Here is a 20,217-nt window from a genome sequence, read left to right on the forward strand (position 1 = left end):
TCACCACGCGAATGTCATGGGGCCACTCAATTCTAGAGAAGCCAGATCGGATAGCAATCGCATTCTGGGAAAATGACAGCTTTGTCATTTTGCTGTCACGGGTCGATCAGAGAGCGCCAGGTAAAGTTGCTGATATCAACCCACATGAAAATCAGGCTTATGCGTAATTTTAAGCTTCTCACGCTCTCAATGGCGTTACTGCTGGCAGGATGCTCACTCGCCCCGGACTATCAGCGCCCGGCGCTTCCGGTGCCGCAGCAGTTTTCTCTCAGTCAGAACCAACTGGTGACATCACCGACAGGCTATCAGGACAGCGGCTGGCGGCAGTTTTTTGTCGATCCGCAGGTGAAAGCGCTGATTGACGAGGCACTGCGCAACAATCGCGATTTACGCATGGCGACGCTGAAAGTGCAGGAGGCGAGGGCGCAATATCGGGTGACTGATGCCGATCGCTATCCGCAACTGAACGCAGAAAGCAGCGGAAACTGGAGTGGAAAACTTAAAGGTGACACCCGCAGTACGCGTGAATATGAGGCCGGGCTGAACCTGAGCGTTGATCTGGATTTCTTTGGCCGGTTGAAAAACATGAGCGAAGCCGATCGACAGAACTTTTTCGCCAGCGAAGAGGCGCGTCGGGCAGTGCATATTCTGCTGGTGTCCAACGTGGCGCAGAGCTGGTTCAATCAGCGTCTGGCCTCAGCCCAGCTTCAGGTGGCGCAAGAAACGCTGAGCAACTATGAGCGCGCATATGCGCTGGTGGAAAAACAACTGGTCACCGGCAGTACCAACGTGCTGGCGCTGGAACAGGCGCGCGGCGTGATTGAAAGTACCCGCAGTGATATCGCGAAACGTCAGGGGGAACTGGCGCAGGCGACTAACGCGCTACAGCTATTGCTGGGGAGCTACGGCAAGCTGCCGGATGACACGCGACAGGACGTCGGTGATATCAACGGCGTGACGTTACCGCCATCGCTCTCATCGCAAATCCTGTTGCAGCGCCCGGACATCATGGAAGCCGAACATGCGCTGATGGCGGCAAACGCCAATATCGGCGCGGCGCGGGCGGCATTTTTCCCCTCCATCACGCTGACCAGCGGGATCTCCGGCAGCAGCAGCGATCTCTCCAGTCTGTTTTCGGCGGCAAGCGGGATGTGGAATTTCATTCCGAAAGTGGAGTTACCGATCTTCAACGCCGGACGTAATCAGGCCAACCTCGATCTGGCTGAAATCCGCCAGCAGCAGTCGGTGGTCAATTATGAGCAGAAGATCCAGAACGCGTTCAAAGAGGTTGCCGACGCGCTGGCGCTACGCCAGAGCCTTACCGATCAGATTCGCGGTCAGCAGCGTTACCTGACCTCGCTACAAATCACTCTTCAGCGTGCCAGAGCGCTCTATCGCAACGGTGCGGTGAGCTATATCGAAGTGCTGGACGCCGAACGTTCGCTATTTGCGACGCAACAAACCCTGCTTGACCTTAATTACGCCCGACAGGTTAACGAAATTACGCTCTATACCGCGCTTGGCGGCGGTTGGCTGGAATAAATCTAAAGACATCACAGGAGATTGACATGAACACAGTATGTAAAGCGGCGGCATTCGCGATTTTCTCAACGCTGGCAATGAATGCTCAGGCCAATGAACACCATCACGCCGATATGATGAGCGCCATGCCTGCTGCCGAACAAAGCCCGGCGATCAGCGCCACTGGCGTGGTAAAAGGCGTTGATACGGAAAGCAAAAAAGTCACCATTGAACATGGCCCGATCCCCGCGCTGAACTGGCCGGCAATGACCATGCGTTTTACCATCACACCACAAACGCAGCTCAACGATATTAAACCCGGCGACAACGTGGCGTTTACGTTTATCCAGCAGGGCAACCTCTCTTTATTACAGGATATTAAAAGCCAGTAATTCTCTCTTATTTTAACGTTGAGCATGACCTCATGAAAAATATCGCGCTGATTATCGGTAGCATGATGGCGGGCGGCATTATCGCCGTAGGCGGCTACGCGTATTTCGCCGCTACGCACCCGTCGGCGAATACACCGCCTGCCACGGAAAAAGAAGCCCGCAAGGTGCTATTCTGGTACGACCCGATGTACCCGAATACTCGCTTCGATAAACCCGGCAAATCGCCCTTTATGGATATGGATCTGGTGCCGAAATATGCCGATGAAGAGTCTGCCAGCGCCGCTGCGCCGGGCGTCCGTATCGATCCAACGCAAACGCAAAATCTCGGTGTGAAAACCGAGGCCGTGCGCCGAGGTCCTCTCACCTTTGCCCAGACGTTTCCGGCCAACGTCAGTTACAACGAGTATCAGTTTGTCATTATGCAGGCACGGGCCGCCGGATTTGTCGAGAAAGTCTGGCCGCTCACCGTGGGTGATAAGGTAAAAAAAGGCGCACCGCTGCTCGAACTCACGATCCCTGACTGGGTAGAAGCGCAGAGTGAATATCTGCTGCTCAAAGAGACTGGCGGCACGGCAACTCAGGTTGAGGGGATTCTGGAGCGACTGCGGCTGGCCGGAATGCCGGAAGCGGATATTCGGCGTTTGACCGCAACGCGCAAAATTCAGACCCGCTTTACCCTTACGGCACCCATTGACGGGGTGATTACCGCCTTTGATTTACGCGCTGGCATGAACATCGCCAAAGATAACGTGGTAGCGAAAATTCAGGGGATGGATCCGGTGTGGGTAACCGCCGCGGTGCCTGAATCCATCGCGTGGCTGATTAAAGACGCGTCGCCATTTTCGCTGACCGTTCCGGCGCGTCCGGACAAGTCCTTCACCTTCCGCAAGTGGACGCTGCTGCCCAGCGCCGATGCCACCACCCGAACGTTGCAACTGCGCCTGGAAGTCGATAACCCCGATGAAGCGCTGAAACCGGGGATGAACGCTTATCTCAATCTGAAAACGCAAAGTGAGCCGATGTTGCTGATCCCGTCTAAAGCGCTGATCGATACCGGCAACGAGCAGCGGGTGATCACCGTGGACGGTGAAGGGCGTTTTGTCCCTAAACCCGTCTCTGTTTTCCAGGCCTCACAAGGGGTAACGGCGATCCGTTCCGGGCTGGCTGAAGGTGAGAAGGTGGTTGCCAGCGGCCTGTTCCTGATTGATTCAGAAGCCAACATTTCGGGGGCGTTGGATCGGATGCGCGCCCAGCAACCACCAGCGTCGCCCGATCATGCGGCCCATGCGCACTGAGGAGAACGCAGATGATTGAATGGATTATTCGCCGCTCGGTCGCCAACCGCTTTCTGGTGATCATTGGCGCGCTCTTTCTCAGCGTCTGGGGGACCTGGACCATCGTTAACACGCCGGTGGATGCGCTGCCCGATCTGTCCGACGTGCAGGTGATCGTCAAAACCAGCTACCCGGGGCAGGCACCGCAGATTGTCGAGAATCAGGTGACCTATCCGCTGACCACCACCATGCTGTCCGTACCCGGCGCGAAGACGGTGCGCGGCTTCTCGCAGTTTGGCGACTCGTATGTCTATGTCATTTTTGAAGATGGCACCGATCCATACTGGGCACGTTCTCGCGTGCTGGAATATCTCAACCAGGTGCAGGGTAAGCTCCCGGCGGGCGTCAGCGCGGAAATGGGCCCGGACGCGACCGGCGTGGGCTGGATCTTCGAGTATGCGTTGGTCGATCGCAGCGGTAAGCACGACCTGGCGGAACTGCGTTCGTTGCAGGACTGGTTTCTGAAATATGAGTTAAAAACCATCCCGAATGTGTCGGAAGTGGCCTCCGTGGGCGGCGTGGTGAAAGAGTATCAGGTGGTGATCGACCCGATGAAACTCGCTCAGTACGGCATCAATCTGTCGGAGGTGAAAGGGGCGCTGGATGCCTCTAACCAGGAGGCGGGCGGCTCATCGGTGGAACTCTCGGAAGCAGAATACATGGTCCGCGCCAGCGGGTATCTGCAAACGCTGGATGACTTCAATAATATCGTCCTGAAGTCAGGGGAAAACGGTGTACCCGTATACCTGCGGGATGTGGCGCGAGTGCAGATCGGCCCGGAAATGCGCCGGGGGATTGCCGAACTCAACGGGGATGGCGAAGTGGCTGGCGGGGTGGTTATATTGCGCTCCGGTAAAAACGCGCGTGAGGTGATCTCGGCGGTTAAAAATAAACTCGAGACGCTGAAAAGTAGTCTGCCGGAAGGCGTGGAGGTGGTGACCACCTACGATCGCAGTCAGTTGATTGACCGTGCCATCGATAACCTCAGCTATAAGCTACTGGAAGAGTTTATCGTCGTGGCACTGGTCTGCGCGCTGTTTCTCTGGCACGTGCGTTCCGCGCTGGTGGCGATCATCTCGCTGCCGCTGGGGTTGTGTATCGCCTTTATCGTGATGCATTTCCAGGGGCTGAACGCCAACATTATGTCGCTTGGCGGGATCGCCATCGCCGTGGGAGCGATGGTGGATGCCGCCATTGTGATGATCGAAAATGCGCATAAACGGCTGGAAGAGTGGGAACACCAGCATCCGGGCGAAGCGCTTGATAACGAAACGCGCTGGAAGGTGATCACCAATGCGTCAGTGGAGGTCGGTCCGGCGCTGTTCATCAGTTTGCTGATCATCACGCTCTCATTTATTCCCATCTTTACCCTGGAAGGGCAGGAAGGACGCCTGTTCGGGCCGCTGGCGTTCACCAAGACGTATGCGATGGCGGGGGCGGCTTTTCTGGCGATCGTGGTGATCCCGATCCTGATGGGGCTGTGGATCCGCGGGAAAATTCCGGCGGAAAGCAGCAACCCGCTTAACCGCTTTTTGATCCGTATTTACCATCCGCTATTGCTGAAAGTATTGCACTGGCCGAAAACCACGCTGCTGGTGGCGGTGCTCTCGATCCTGACGGTTGCCTGGCCGCTGAGTAAAGTGGGGGGCGAGTTCTTACCGCAGATTAACGAAGGCGATCTGTTGTACATGCCGTCCACGCTGCCGGGGATTTCGGCGGCAGAAGCAGCAAGTATGTTACAGAAAACCGATAAGCTGATCATGACCGTACCGGAAGTCGCCAGAGTCTTTGGCAAAACCGGGAAAGCGGAGACCGCCACGGATTCGGCGCCGCTGGAGATGGTGGAAACCACGATTCAGCTCAAACCGCAGGATCAGTGGCGTCCGGGGATGACGATGGACAAAATCATCGAGGAACTGGACAACACCGTTCGTCTGCCGGGGCTGGCAAACCTGTGGGTGCCGCCGATTCGTAACCGTATTGATATGCTCTCTACCGGGATTAAGAGTCCGATTGGGATTAAAGTTTCTGGTAACGTACTGGCTGATATCGATGCGATGGCTGAGCAGATTGAAGAAGTCGCCCGAACCGTTCCCGGTGTGACGTCCGCGCTCGCTGAGCGTTTGCAAGGCGGCCGCTATCTCAACATCGATATTAACCGTGAGAAAGCAGCCCGCTACGGCATGACGGTAGGTGACGTACAGTTGTTTATTACCTCTGCCGTCGGTGGGGCGATGGTCGGGGAGACCGTTGAGGGGATTGCCCGTTATCCGATCAATCTGCGTTATCCGCAGAGCTTCCGGGACAGCCCACAGGCGCTGCGCCAGTTACCGATCCTGACGCCGATGAAGCAACAAATTACACTAGGGGATGTGGCCACAATCAACATCGCGCCGGGGCCCTCGATGCTAAAAACGGAGAACGCGCGGCCTACCAGTTGGATCTACATTGATGCGCGCGACAGGGATATGGTCTCTGTCGTCAACGATCTGAAAAAGGCGATTGCCGATAACGTCCAGTTGAAGCCCGGTACCAGCGTCGCGTTTTCTGGTCAGTTTGAGTTGCTGGAGCGGGCGAACCATAAGCTGAAGCTGATGGTGCCCATGACGCTGATGATCATCTTCGTCCTGCTGTATCTGGCGTTCCGCCGGGTCGGAGAAGCGCTGCTGATCATCACCAGCGTGCCGTTTGCGCTGGTGGGCGGAATTTGGTTCCTCTACTGGATGGGGTTCCATCTGTCGGTGGCGACAGGAACCGGGTTTATCGCGCTGGCGGGGGTCGCCGCAGAGTTTGGCGTGGTTATGTTGATGTACCTGCGCCATGCCATTGAGGCCGATCCTTCACTGGACAACCCGCAGACGTTCAGCGCAGAGAAACTGGATGACGCGCTGTATCACGGGGCGGTGCTACGGGTACGACCCAAAGCGATGACCGTGGCGGTGATCATTGCCGGTCTTCTGCCGATTTTGTGGGGGACAGGGGCCGGTTCGGAAGTGATGAGCCGGATTGCAGCGCCCATGATCGGTGGCATGATCACGGCACCGCTGTTGTCATTGTTTATTATCCCCGCGGCTTATAAGTTGATGTGGATGCATCGTCACCGCAAAATATCACGTTAACACCTTTATCATCCGGCCTGCTGAAATGAAGCGGGCCGGAGAAAATCATTCTGACGGAAGTCTTTCATTCTTTCTGACATATTCCGCAATACTGTAAAATGCTTTTTCTGATGATAAGATTTATCCCTTCCTGAATCTCCCGTTATTGTTCATTCGTCCCCTCTGATATTTAATTTTGCCGTTATCCCTCAGCGGGTTGTGCATAAAAAGCACAACCCGAATCCTTATGTTGCAAATAGTGTAAACATCGGTTTTATATTTCAGAATCGTGCAGTTAATCGCATTTTATTCATTTTTATTATCAAGTTTTCGTTAAGTTCACCCTCTTTTACGCATAATGCGGGCCACTTTTACACTTCACTGAATGTTTTTACATATCAATTAATCAGTAAAAATAGCCAAAAACTTAATATCATGCGAAATATCTGAAAGGTAATCCCTTATGGTAATCAAAAAACCATCTGCGGGAGTCAGTTTTAGCCTTTTATCATTAAACACGAATGAGAAGTATCTGAAATACAAAATAAGGATTTAACTATGGGATTTGGGATGGCAAAGGACAATAAATTTGAGATCGTGGCCATTATTCGCGAAGAGCTTCTCAGAAAAACTAAGGTGGAACTGAAATTTAAAGACACCAGCGTGGTCACTCAATTAGAAAAGGTTGACTTCGACTACTTCGTGATTGCCAACAATAGCGACATCCCACTCTCTTCTATCCAGTCTTTTATCTTGCACAGCGACAGCGGCATTATCCGGTTCAATGCCCGGTTCAGTCAGTCGCTGACCGATAAACTGGAGTGCGGACTGGCGTATCGCATACCTGAAGTGATCTTATTGGTTCAGCGCCGCCAGCATCAGCGTTTCTCCTTTTTAAAGGGGTATCATTTTTACTGTTCTGGGCGCTATAAAAATGGTGAGAATTATTCACTGCAGATTAAGAATATCTCCCGCGGCGGTTGCGCGCTGATTTCACAAAAAATAAATACCCGCTTTCTTTATAAAAATGCGCTGATCAAAGGGGCATCCCTTGATTTTGAACAGTTTGGTCGTTTGCATTGCGATCTCCGGGTCGTCAACGTTGTTGCCATCAACGAATTTGATGAAAACAACCAGCTTTATTCCTGTCAGCAGATCTCCTGCAAGTTTGAATTCAAACATCCACGCGACGCGTTGGATGTCGAAAAGGTCATTATTCATTTTTTGATGAGTAATAAATTGAAAAGTTTATAAAGGAAGGTGAACTTTATGTTGATGTGTGGAAATGAAGATTTTGTCGGCAGCAGTGTCTCAACGTATTTAAAAAGTAAAAATGCTGAGGTGACGAATGTCCCCTGGCAGGTGATGGTGGATTACTCTGCACGCTATCGCCATCGGCTGATGATTTTTAATATCATCAGTCACGAACAGTCCTGCGCTGATTTTGTCAGCTATTTAAATAAGAACCGCTTTAAAGTTTACGATAATGCCGTGGTGGTGATTGCCGATGACCGTCTGGCAAAATTGTGCATTGAGTTGCTGTATGTCGAAAAAGTGATTGTACTGACCGATAAATCACCGCTGCGTGATTTTGGTCGACTGACGACTCTGACGGGGGAGTGCTGGAATCCCCGCTTATTCCGTTCACAAAAACGGCTGAGCGATCGTGAACAGCAAATCCTCAGTTTGCTGGTGAGCGGATATTCGCCAAATGAAATCTCGGATCTGATCAGTGTGAGCTATAAAACGATACAGACGCATAAAATGCGAATCATCACGAAGCTGGGTCTGGCCCATTCTACTGAACTGAATAAACTGATCGTCAGATTCAACCATCAGCTGTCATTTTTATCCTGAGCTTGTCGTTAGCCTGATGGCGCTTCGCTTATCAGGCCTACAGGTGTCCTGAACAACGTAGGCCAGGTGAGGCATTGCCTTCACCCGGCCTACTCCCCTCAGAGGTTGTCAGAACGACTTTTTAAAGCCAATAGAGGCATTGACTGGCGCTTCCACCTGCGATTTATGCCCGCCGTTGTTGAACTGCGTTCCCAGTTCGCCGTACACCTGCAGGTCGCGGTCGATATTCCAGCTCAGACCCGCCGCGACTTCGGTACTGGAGTACTGCTGCGAGGATTCCAGCGTCGTGGTGGCAACCGCATTGCTGAAGTGTGTTTTGTCTTTCGACCCCAGGCCCTGCCACAGGTTGACGCGACCATATGGCTGAATCTTACCGTGGCGGGTGTCATAGTCAGCTTTCAGTCGCAGCCCGACACGGGCGGTGAAGGCATCGGCAGTATCGAGTCTGACCTTCGTCTTCGTCGCGCCGCCCAGCGTGCTGTCATCAAAATCGCTGTACTGATAGATCAACTGCGCCTGGGGTTCCAGACTCCATGCGCTTGCCCCTAAGCGGAACGCTTTGCCGATCTCCGTCGAGGCGGTCAGCGTATGGCCTTTCACGGTATGGGAACCCGTGTTTCCGGATGCCGACAGGCGAGCGTCATGGTTACCGTATTGCAGGACGTTATCCACATACATGCCATCGGTGGAGAACCAGGTGGCGTAACCGCCCAGGTAAAACGCGTTGTCATCGATGTTACCGCCTTTACCCGCGCTACCCGCGTTGCTGCCTTTGACGCTGCTGTCGATATCCAGAATGCTGGTGTATACACCGGCTTTCCAACTGGTATCCGCGTAAAGGTCAACCCCTGCCTGAATCCCCATCGTGTGGCTGGTGGTCTGCGTGCCGGTGACATCGTCCAGTTTGGTTTTACCGGAGTAGCCAATCATTCTCGCCCACGCACGGTTGTCTTCATCGAGACCCGGTCGCGCATCGTCCCCCATTCGCTGGTGCATATTGCCTAACAGGCTCAGGTCGCCCTGACGCACTACGCTGGCGAGACCGGAGTAGAGCATGGTTTCCGGACGATATTCGCTGCGCAGGTACCAGTTTTCGCCCTGGCCTTTCGCGTTGCCGGCATACAACTGATATTCAAACGCCCCGGCAGACATCCGGTTACTCGCCAGATAGAAGCCGTCACGCGTGGATTGTGCCGTGGTGGTGGCGCCGTTTTTCGCCGTCACCACTTCGATCCCATCGCCCACCGTCGGCGCGCCCAGTCCGGAACCGTCTACATTCAGCAGCGTGCTGCCGCTGACCTTACCGCCATCGATCACCAGTCGGTCCGCAATACCCTGACCGCTGCTGTTCTGCGCCGCGGCTAATTCAAGCGTCCCGTTTTTGCTGCTGTAATCGCCTTTCACCGTCAACGCGGAACCGATCGCCGCCCCCGTCAGCGACACGCTGCCGCCGTTGGTTAATCCGGCGACCGTCTGGTCGTAGCCTTGCGTTTTCAGCGCGGTTTCGCTCGCCACATAGTGATGAGATGCAGCGCTCAACGTATTGGTGCCACCGGCCTGCAGAACCCCGTTGGCGACAAGCGTTGCGCCTTTGTAGCTGTTCGCGCCTTCCAGCGTGGTGATGCCGCTGCCGGTGTGGTGGAGCTGTCCTTCGCCGCTGATATTGCCGCTCAGGGTGTAGCTGTTGCAGCGTTTCACATCCAGTATGCCGTCAGCGATGATATCGCCCTGTACGCTGCCGATCTCACCGCCATTACCCAACTGCAACGTGCCCTGCACGACGTGGGTACCGCCAGTGTAAGTGGTGTCGAGCGTAAGCGTGAGCGTACCCTGGCCGGTTTTTGTTAACTGGCCGCTGCCTTCAACGTCGGTCAACAGTTCGACGTTGAAGCCGTTGGTGTCGAAGGTCCCGCCGCCGGACTCCAGCGTCACCTGGCGGGCGGTATTAAACGCATCGCCATACTTCAGCGTGCCGCCGTTAAAGGTGATCCCGGTATTGGCTGCGCCGAGGTTTTTATCGCCGGAAACCTGCAGTGTCCCTGCCGTAATCGTTGTACCGCCGCTGTAGCTGTTCTCGCCGGTCAGGATCAGCGTACCGAGGTCGCTCTTATTGACGCCGCCGGTGCCGCGGATCTCACTGTCGATGGTGGCGATATACCCTGCGCCATCGACGGTGCCGTCGCCGACGCGAATCAACGTATTGGCGGTGTCAGTGGTGATGGCATCGCCCGCTATGCGGTAGCCATCGGTGGCAAACTGCGCGCCGCTGATGATCACATCACCCAGACTGTTATCCACGGTGACATTGCCTGCCACCCCCTGGAAGACGGCGAACGCGGCATCGGTGAACGGAGCGTTCAGCGCGCCTTCCGGTGTGGATTCATCGGTGGTCCAGTTATCGTTGCCGTGGCTGGATTGCCAGATACCGTCGCCGCCGTTGATCACGCCGTTGTTTTTCAGTTCGCCATTCTCACCGCCGGTGCCGTCCCAGAAGCGCAGCGTCAGACCGCCGTGGTTTACCAGGTTGACCTGATTGTTAACCGATGTCTGCACGTACAGACTGTCTGCCGCCGTCGGGGCGTTGGCAATGTCCATCACGTTGTTGGTCAGCGTGCCGGAGTAGTTAATGACGCGATAGACGCCGACATCAAAGCTGCCGCCGGGTGAGGTTTCAATGTTGAGCTTGCCGTCGAGTACCAGATCGCCGTTGACGTTAATCAGGTCGTTGAAGGCACCGCCTGGGGTATACGCCTGGCCAAACTGATAATCCAGTTGCGACAGCTCATTCAGCGTCAGAGCGCCGGTGGTCAGTTTGCCGACGCTGTTAAGTGTGGAACCGGCGGTAATATGGCCGTTATCCGCAACATTCACCGCGCCGCCAATAATGCCGTTGCCGCCCAGCGTCGCGCCCGCCTTGACCGTTACGTCACCGGTCGCTGCCGCCTGATTACCGTTGACCAGCAGTACGCCCTCATCGACCGATGTGGTGCCGGTCCAGGTGTTGTCGCCGGTTAAGGTTAGCGTTCCGTCGCCGATTTTCACCAGATTGCCGCTGTCACCGCTGATGATGCCGCTGATGGTGTCATCCAGCGCCAGATTACCGAGGGAGAGGGTTTTATCGCCCAGCACAACGTTGCCCGCGCCGGACAACGAACCGATGGACGTCGCGCTGTCGACGTTGCTGACATCCACGTTGCCGCCGGAGAGGTTTTTCACGGTAGTCATTTCCGCCAGCGCACGATCGGCAAAGGACATCAGTCCGCTGTTGGTCACCGTTGCGCTGCCGCCGCTGGCATCCTCTTCCAGCGCCAGCGTGCTCGCTTCTGATACGTTAATGGTCGACTGTCCTGCGGTTGCATTGCCTGCAATCAGCGCCTTTGCTGTGCCGTTCAGATTCAGCATCGCGTCGGCGGCAGTGACCGTGTCTTTTAGCGTTAACAGGCTGTCGGCAATGTCCAGCGTCAGGGATTGCAGACCGGTTGCTGCGCCGCTGATGTTCAGCGTCGCGCCTTTCGTTACGCTCACCGTGCTGCTGGCGTTACTACCAAATGTTCCCGTCTGGCTGGCATTTACCGTGACGTTGTGCGCTTGTCCGGTACCTTCAATCAGCGTCGTGCCCTGATAGCGGTTAGCCCGATCGAGCGACAGCGTGCTGGCCGCATCATGGGTACTACTGGTGACTTTCAGGTTGCCCGCGCCCGCGATATCGCCAACAGGGGAGAAGTGGTGCGAATTCAGATCGAACACTGCATCCGCGCCAGATGTCCCCAGGGTGAGAGTGCGCTGAGTGGTAAAATCCGCGCCCAGCTGTAGCGTTGAACCGTTGTTGATAGTGACGCCGGTTCCCGCCTGGCCCAGATTGTTATCCGTCGAGATTTGTAGCGTGCCGCCATCGATACGCGTGCCGCCATGATACGTGTTGTCGCCACTGAGGATTAGACGTCCCTGGTCGGTTTTGACCAGCGTCAGGCTATCCGCACTGTCACCTTCGCGGATCGTCGATTCGATCGTTGCGGTGAAGTTATCGCCTGCGCCACCGGCACCGACGCGCAGCATCAGCTCATTGCTGCCCGCGGTGGTTTCCCATGCGTTTAGCGCATCGCCTTTGATGACATAGCCGTCCGCGTCAAACTGCGCGCCAGAGAACTGAACATTGCCGGCGCTCTGATCGACTTCGACCGTACCGGCGTTGCCGGTAAAGACCGCAAAGGCTTTTTGCGCCCATGGCGCGTTGCCGATACCATCCTGCTGCGTCCAGTTGTTATCGCCCAGGCTGCCGATAGCCATCCATTTGCCATCGCCACCGTCAATTTTACCGTTGCCTTCAATCCCGGTTTTACCGTGGTTTTCGCCCGTCTGCGCGCCGTCCCAGAACTGCAGCGTGACGCCGTTGGCGTTGACCAGGTTGACCTGCTTATCCAGCACCGTCTGGACAAAAAGATTGCTCTTATCCTGACCCGCCGGAACGTCGCCTAACTCCAGCGTCTGGTTGTCGAGCGTGCCGCCGTAGTTATAGAGACGGTAGACGCCTGGACCAAACGTGCCGCCTGTGCTTTGGCTGACGTTCAGCGTGCCGTCGAGCAGCAGATTGCCGGTGACATCGACCAGATCGTTTTGTGCGCCGCCGGGCACGAAGGCTTGTCCCAGTTCAAACGCGGAGGTGGTTTTGCTACCCAGTTGCAGGCTACCGTTGATCTTCAGCGTCCCTGCGCCGTCGTCGCCTGCGCTAAGGGTGGTGGCGTCATTCATCACGACGTCGCCGCCGAGGGTGCCGGTGCCGCCCAGGGTTGCAATGCCGTTCACGGTGGTTATGCCCGTCGCGGCAGACTGATCGCCATTGACCAGCAGTGTGCCGTTGTCGACGGTGGTCTCCCCTTTATAGCTGTTGGCACCGGTTAAACGGGTGATACCTTTACCGATTTGCTCCAGCGCGCCGATACCAGAAATCACTCCGTTAAGCAGGACGTTGTTGCTGCGATTCACGGTCAGAATACCGTCATCAATGATCTGCGAAACCGGGTTGATACCGCCCGTCGTGCCGCCCTGACCGAGATGTAAAATCCCGCCCTGATTGATCGTAGTGGAACCGCTGTAGCTATTGTCGGTGGTGAACACCGTCGTGCCACCCGTTGCACGGACAAAGTTGCCGCTACCGCTGATAGTGCCCTGATAAATCTGGCTGTCAGCGTCATTGCCCAGCGTATCAAAGATGATGTTGCTGGCCTTACCGCTGGTGGTAATGCTGTAGTTGCCAATGGTCGCGCCGGTATTACTGGCATCGCGATGGTCGCCCGTGCGCAGCGTCGCGCCGTCGTTAACGGCCAGGGTGCCGTCAGTCAGTGTCAGACTATCCACGATGCGCATATCCGCCTGCGCGCCCGTCAGCGTTAAGGTATTCCAGCCGCTGCCGATGTGGGTTCCCAGACTGAGGTCATCCGCCAGCAGCGTACCGATATTACCCTTGGTGTTTGTGAAGGTGAGGGCGTTACCCGTACCGGCGAGCGTGGTGATGTGGCGCGTGTTCGCCAGCGATACGTTGCCGATGTTGGCCTTGTTGTTGGTTGTCCCCGCGAAGTTCACCTCCCCGGCGAACGTTCCGCTGTTCCAGATAAAACGATCGCTACCGGCGCCAGTATTGATGACACCACGCGTATTGCCGCCGCTGATGTTGATGGTGTCATTGCCTTTACCGGACTGAATCGCGACATCCTGATCGGTGGCGGCGAGGATCGTGCCGCTGTTGGTGATGGTTTTGCTGCTGTCGCCGCTGGCATCCACCACCGGACCCTTCACGCTGTTGGAGGTGATGTTGCCGCTGTTGGTGATGGCGGAAACGTCTTTTGCCAGAATGGCTGAACCGCCCGTCGCGTCCTGAATGGTAATATCGGCGCGGGTGGTCAGTCTGCCGTTGGTGCGGGCATCGATCCCGTTCCCCGTGGCGTTTCCGGTATCGTTGTGTACCAGCACGGTGTAACCGGTGCCGATAACCAAATCGCCGGTCGCGTTGTCGCCGTTCTCTTTCATGAAGGCAAAGCCTGATCCAGAGCCAGTGACGTTGAGCATATTATTGGCGCCGTCTTTCACGTTCAGCGCCACGCTGGTGCGGATCCCCGGACCGTCGTTGGCGTTAATCGTGACGTCGTTCAGCGTGATATCCGAACTTTCGGCATGGTTCTGAATGCCTGCGCCGCTGCCCAATGCGCTGATGGTGACGCCTTTGGCGGCCAGCGACCCCGCACCGGCTTCAAGACGAATCCCATCCGCCGTGCCGTTGGTCGTAATGGTATCGGCTAATCCACCGGTTCCCGCAGTGATATTCAGCGTTGCGCCATTGGTCAGCAGCACGCCTGCGGTACCGTCATCGACCTCAATCGCGCCCAGCTTTTTGATCTGCGCATCTTTGCCAGAGGCGCGAACGCCAATCCCGTTGCTGACATGCAATGCCTGGGATGCGTTGTTGGTTAACCGTCCTCCTTCTTGCACGTCAACACCGATACTGTCTTTACTGGCGAGATCGACAACCGCGTCCTGTTGCAGAACGATGTTGCCGAGATTCTTCGCCACATAGGCGATGACGTTCAGCCCAGTATCCAGGGATTTAATGATGGCGCTGGAGTTAAGAATGGTTTCGACAGGGGTGCCCTGTTTGTTACCGTTCAACTGATGCGCCTGACCATCGACAATCCCGGCAGTGGTATTTGAGCCGGTCAGTTCAATAAGGGTCTTATCGCTGATGGTGCCTTCTGCGCCCCCTTCGAGCAGCAGTGCCGCCGCACCGTTGCCGCTTACCGTAAATGTTGCTTCACCCGTATCCACGGTGCTGCCTTTACCGGTCGCGAAGACGCCAATTGATTTTTCGCCCGTTAAGGTCATCTCGAGTTTAGATGGCTGGTGCGTCAGCGGGTCGAACGTATTGCCGGCAAAGTTTGCGCCATTCGCAATGCGGAATAACGTGGTGCGCGCCTGACCGTTATCGTTCATAACGGCTTCGCCGATATTGGCGGTCGCGCCTTTGCCGTACAGGTAGTAGCCTATTTGATCGCTATTGTTGAACAGCGGACTGCTGGTACTGTTAATGTTAGCCACCGCGTTATCGCGGACATGAACGCCAATGTTGCCGACTTCTTCCAGCGTGATTGTGGAATACACGTCGACGGTGGCCTGGGATGTGGTACTTCCCTCAGCCCAGATCGCATAGTTACGGTTTGACGTGCCACCGTCGCCCGCGACCGTGATCGCCCCTGTATCGCTGGATGTTACATGCGCGTTCTTCGAACTGGCGGTCAGATGGATACCGATGTTGTTGTGGCCGTTGACGGTAATCTCGCCGTCGTTGCGGATCTGCTGGCCGTTTTCGCTGCCGCTGTCGCGCACGGAAATACCGAAGTTCTGGCTGGTGCCGGACGACGAGTCGCCATTGAGGGTGATTTTACCCGTGTTGATCACATTCCCGGTGGCGTTGCCGACCAGGATCCCCGCCGCGTTACGTACGCCTTTTCCGAGGGTGATCGTTCCGTCATTGGTGACATCGCCTGAGCTTCGGGTCAGGATCCCGGCGCTGGGGCTGGCACCGCCGCCCATCGCAACATCGTCAGCGGGGGTGACGGCATCACGCCCGAGGTAAAGGGTACCGCTAGCGGCGTTTGTGAAGGTGGCATCACCGGACACTTCAACGGCGTAAGCCGTTCCCTTGCCAAATGAGACGCCGTTAGCGCGTCCGTCCACGACGTTAATCTCACCCCTGTTGCTCCCGTTGGTTTGATCGGACAACTGCATACCGATAGCGAGCGTCAGAGAACTGTTGGGTTTATCGGTTGACCATGGGTCGGCTGCAGCTGCGGTTCCGTAGTTGTTCGTTGTGATGGCCTGGTTAATGGTCCCTTCGTTCACCACGGTGCTGTTTCCCAGCCCCTGCATACCGTAGGCACCGTAACTGCTGACGTTCTGATTACCATCTTTGTCGATAAACAAACCGGAGTTAATCGTGCCGTGGTTAGTGGCACTGGCATCACTGGCCAGCATGCCAATCGCCAACCCTTGTCCGGTAGCGGTTCGCAGCACGTTCAGGGCGCCTTCATTGACGATAGAACCCTCGCCATCGGCCTTCATTGCCCCATTGATACTGCCATCGACAGCCAGAGTTGTGCCCGCAACCAATGTGCCGGTGGTGCCCTGGCCATTAGCGTAGATGGCATGCAGTTCCCCTGTGGCCGCCGTGGTGTTATTGGTGTGCGCCTGTCCGTCCGTCCAGACATCGTAATCCCAGGTCAGCAGGTCGGCATTGGTACCGGAGGTCAGCAGTTGATTGATCAGGCTCGCGTAGTAGGTCTGTGCGTCAGAAACTTTACTGATAGCGCCAGAATCCAGCCAGAGCTGGATCTGGCTGATATCTTGCCCATCGGGGGTTTTGGCGCTCTCACTGCCGGCGCCAATCAGCCAGTTGTTGAAATTCGCCAGGTCCGCCGTGCTTTTGATGGAAAAGGTGCGGTTACCCGTTTCAACGACATTGCCCTCTTCGTCGTAGCCGTAGGTCATTAAGGTAATGTCTTTGCCAAACTCGGTGGTCTGTTTCGAACCGGCAAAGGTTTTGGTCGGAACGACCGGCGCAGCACCAAACTGAATGTAGTTATCGGATTGCCAGTTGACCTTGCTGTTCGGGTCTTGCGCTTTGAGCAGAGAAGAGTCTTTTGCCAGCAGACGGATGGCATTTTCTCTTACTTTCAGTGAATTATCGCCAATATTGAGATTGGCGGTTGCGCCATCTTTGGCAAGGGCAAAGCCAAACTGCTTATAGATTTGCGACACATTGGCATCAAACGTGTTAAGCACGGCATCGCCAATCTGCGAAACGCTAATAAAGTTTGCCAGGCTTGCGGTATCAAACACCTTCAGAGTGGAGGTTGTCTCGGGATCGGCCGGGTCAATCACTTGAAATTCCACGCTTTGCTGCGGGGTAGACGACTGTGTATGACTCAGGTATTCCGCCAGTTCTTCAATTGTGGTGATGGATTTTTGCTCGTGGGCGAGGTTGGTGGCGGTAATAATAATTTTGCCGCTTTCCAGCAGATCCCGGATGGTCGACGATTCCACAATGCCGGTCTGTCCGTAGGCGATGTTGGGGATCGCGCCGGTGATATTCAGTTCATTGGCGTTGTTTTGGTTTTCATATAAAAAACCGTAGTTGAATACGTCCTGATGGACACCGGCGGAGATGCCATCCTGGTAATCCACGGCGATATCGCGTGTGCCATCGGTCACGATCGGCGCAGCGACGGTCGTGAGAGAAACGCCAGCAAATAAACCGGAAACAACCAGCAGTCCCGTTTTACGCGAACTGCTTTTTTTCTTCCCTTTTGATAATTCGGAGGCGACAACCCAAAGCCCGAGTGTCGCATTCCATATGATGTTGTAAACCTTATTCATAATAACCTCGTCTGCATTTCTGTTTTTAGTTGGTTGACACGTTGCGTTTGTGGTTAGGGTTGGCTCGCGATGAGTTGGCCTGGGTTGTCAAATTTCGAAAACAGGAGTCCCTTCCGCAGGGCGGAATAATTTTTAGTGATTGATAACGCCTTAAATTATGCTCAGTCGTCCGTGTCGTATTTCCTTAGTAGATGGTTAGCGATAGTGGGAGAATATATATTTCAGATGGGTGTTGTTGTGCCCTAACTTTTTGGCAATATTGCTTTTATAGGTACCGATTGTTTTTTCGCTTTTATGCGCAATAGTGGCAATTCTGGACAGCGACCACCCCCGGGAATACATCATCATGACGTTAAATTCATTCACGCTCATGGCATTAGCCAGTGGCTGGTTCACACTGGTGTTCTTGCAGTTGATGAGTTGAGTCACCCGGCGGTGCAGCGCGTCAAGGCTCAACTTGCGGTCGAGAAAGTGCATCTGCATGCCGCAAATGGTCTGGAATACCGCAAAGGTTTCGGCATTCGTCAGCACAAAAAGCATCAGTGACGAACGCGAGGAGAGACGGCGAATGATACTGGCGTATTTCAGAATATCCGTCTGTTCGGGATGAATAATGAGGTAATCATTATTTTGAACAACCGGGAGGGAAGAGGGCGGTGAACAGGCTGCATAATATTGCATGCCATAATAGATTGATGTGCCGCGCAGAATATTTTTCATGCCAAGCCAGGTGTAATAATCATCACCCATAAAAATAGCTTTTGACATTAAATTCTCCTTGAATCGGCGATAGCATCCTGCCCCTCTTTAACGCATTAAAAAAGGGTTCTTTCCCTGGCCGGGAATCTGTTTAAATCCGCATCTTGTATTGGGATTATTCTCAAGTGAAATATTACGCTTTGTTAAAATTTAAGATAAATCGTTTATTTCACCTTCTGGAGAATGATTGATAGATTTCACTTATGGATTGATGAAAATAGGTGGAAAAATAATGGAGAGTTTGCGGGGAAGTCCTAAAAAATAGCGGAGACAAAAGGGAGGGAAGGAGCGCAATCAGGTGAAGTGGGATTAGCATGGCGATCCCGGGTATTGTGCGTTAGGAATATTCCTGGTGAATGTCGCAATGGAGATGTGATGGATAGTGTGAACTGTTTAAAAAATAGAGGTTGTCAGTTAATGAATCTGCATTTGTCGTTTTAATTTGAAATAAAATACCTTTTTTGTCTTCATCGGCATGGTTAAATGTTGTTTTTGATTATTTGTGCTAATTTCGGATTATTCAGGTAGTCCAGCGGCGCCAGAACGTTTTTTTTGCAAAAAAGTCTTAACCCGCCAGCAGATCCTGCTCAACATGTTTTACCTGGTTCTCCAGTGTATCGCGAAGCTCAGCCAGCGCGCGCTCCTGCTCGGAAAAGTACGCTTCTTTATCGCGAACCGAGGTCGCCAGACGCCAGGCATTTTCCGCTTCCAGCCCGGCGATCTCTTTCAGCAGCGCGTCAATCTGGATCCGCAACTGTTGGATTTTCTGCCGCAGATGGTCGAGATTGTTCAGTCGGTCACTGGCCATCATTGGTTCCAGACCGCTTTGTAACTGCGTGAGCAGGGCGCGAATGGCCGCCAGATCGGCATTTTGCCGCGCCAGATTGAGCTGCACCATCATCTGGTGCGCTTTCTCTTTCAGTTCATCAGCGACGACGTCCGGGTGACACAAACGGCTGGCCTGACGCCACAGGCGCTTAAGCTCATTACGCTCATCCGTTGAAAGACGCTGATCGCGTGCGAAACGGTGCTGAGCATCCTGCTGCTGTTCCTGATACTCCTCATATTCATGGGCTGCCTCTTCCTGCGCCTGCCGCGTGTCGCTGTCATCCTGACGGGAAAAATCGGCTTCCAGTTCACGGATCTCGGCGAGCAGATCGGTAATCAGCTCCGTTTGCTGCTGAATGCGCTGACGGATGTCGACAGCGGCACGAGAAGCCGAATCCATGCCCATCCACTGCTGTTTGAGTTGGGCTAAGCGATCGACAGCCAGCGAGATGTACTGCTGACAGGAAAGGTAATCTTTCTCACGGCGTCTGCGTTCCGCTTCCTGACGACGCAAGGCGCTGGCGGCGAGCTGTTTACGCAGCTCGAGAATACGGCTCATTAATGGCCCGAGGCGCAGATGATACTGGTCGTTAAACTCATCCAGAATTTGAATACGGGTATTACGGGTGTCGATTAGCTCCCGCAACTGACTTTCCAGCGCCTTAAGTTCCAGCTTGCTGGCGGCAATCGCCGGATCCTGCCAGCTGGTTATGGCGCGCTGATTTTGTAGCCAGGTGGCAATTTCACGCATTGCATCACTGAACCGACGCGTCTCGATAGCCCGGGCAATTGCCGTTATTACGGGATCGCCAGATTCCCGCTGCAGATGCACAAGCTGCTGCTGGATGATCTCCTCATCCTCAAGTTCGATGGCGCTTTTAATGATTTCGAGTCGTTTGATGATTTTATTCATGACACCGTTGCCTGGCGTGACCGACACATGAATGACGATATTTAGGTTAAGTCATTCGTTTGAAAAATATAAAAAAAGTGCAAATCGCATTC

9 protein-coding genes are annotated in these 20,217 nt (G+C 54.6%); 6 read left to right on the plus strand and 3 right to left on the minus strand.

All coding sequences use genetic code 11. The annotated features are described in order from the left end of the window. The first annotated feature begins 159 nt into the window (after positions 1-159). The 6 genes from AL479_RS15780 (at position 160) to AL479_RS15805 (ending at position 8,202) form a co-directional block, all read left to right on the plus strand. Entirely contained in the window at positions 160-1,542 is a 1,383-nt protein-coding gene (locus tag AL479_RS15780; RefSeq protein WP_061076743.1) for a Cu(I)/Ag(I) efflux RND transporter outer membrane protein, read from the plus strand. Positions 1,543-1,568: 26 nt separating this feature from the next. Next, a complete protein-coding gene (gene cusF / locus AL479_RS15785) occupies positions 1,569-1,913 on the plus strand; it encodes a cation efflux system protein CusF (protein WP_061076744.1) in 345 nt (114 codons plus the stop codon). 32 nt (positions 1,914-1,945) lie between these two features. Beyond that, entirely contained in the window at positions 1,946-3,208 is a 1,263-nt protein-coding gene (locus tag AL479_RS15790) for an efflux RND transporter periplasmic adaptor subunit (protein WP_061076745.1), read from the plus strand. An 11-nt stretch (positions 3,209-3,219) separates the two neighbouring features. Further along, positions 3,220-6,366 carry a CusA/CzcA family heavy metal efflux RND transporter gene (locus AL479_RS15795; RefSeq protein ID WP_061076746.1) on the plus strand — a complete coding sequence of 1,049 codons (3,147 nt, stop codon included), beginning with the start codon at positions 3,220-3,222 and terminating at the stop codon, positions 6,364-6,366. Positions 6,367-6,903: 537 nt separating this feature from the next. Next, positions 6,904-7,599 (plus strand): flagellar brake protein, encoded by a 696-nt coding sequence (locus AL479_RS15800; RefSeq protein ID WP_061076747.1) that lies wholly within the window; start codon positions 6,904-6,906, stop codon positions 7,597-7,599. 15 nt (positions 7,600-7,614) lie between these two features. Then, entirely contained in the window at positions 7,615-8,202 is a 588-nt protein-coding gene (locus AL479_RS15805) for a helix-turn-helix transcriptional regulator (protein ID WP_061076748.1), read from the plus strand. A 108-nt stretch (positions 8,203-8,310) separates the two neighbouring features. Here AL479_RS15805 and AL479_RS15810 read toward each other — a convergent pair whose 3' ends face one another. From AL479_RS15810 to AL479_RS15820, 3 genes are all read right to left on the minus strand, one after another. Further along, positions 8,311-17,625, minus strand: coding sequence for an autotransporter outer membrane beta-barrel domain-containing protein (locus tag AL479_RS15810; protein WP_061076749.1), 9,315 nt, complete (start codon positions 17,623-17,625; stop codon positions 8,311-8,313). 195 nt (positions 17,626-17,820) lie between these two features. Continuing rightward, positions 17,821-18,393 (minus strand): helix-turn-helix transcriptional regulator, encoded by a 573-nt coding sequence (locus AL479_RS15815; protein ID WP_061076750.1) that lies wholly within the window; start codon positions 18,391-18,393, stop codon positions 17,821-17,823. 556 nt (positions 18,394-18,949) lie between these two features. Further along, complete coding sequence (locus AL479_RS15820; protein ID WP_061076751.1) at positions 18,950-20,125, minus strand: DnaJ family molecular chaperone; 1,176 nt, start codon at positions 20,123-20,125, stop codon at positions 18,950-18,952. Between the last annotated feature and the right edge of the window lie 92 nt (positions 20,126-20,217).

This window comes from Citrobacter amalonaticus, assembly GCF_001559075.2.
Lineage (GTDB): Bacteria > Pseudomonadota > Gammaproteobacteria > Enterobacterales > Enterobacteriaceae > Citrobacter_A > Citrobacter_A amalonaticus_F.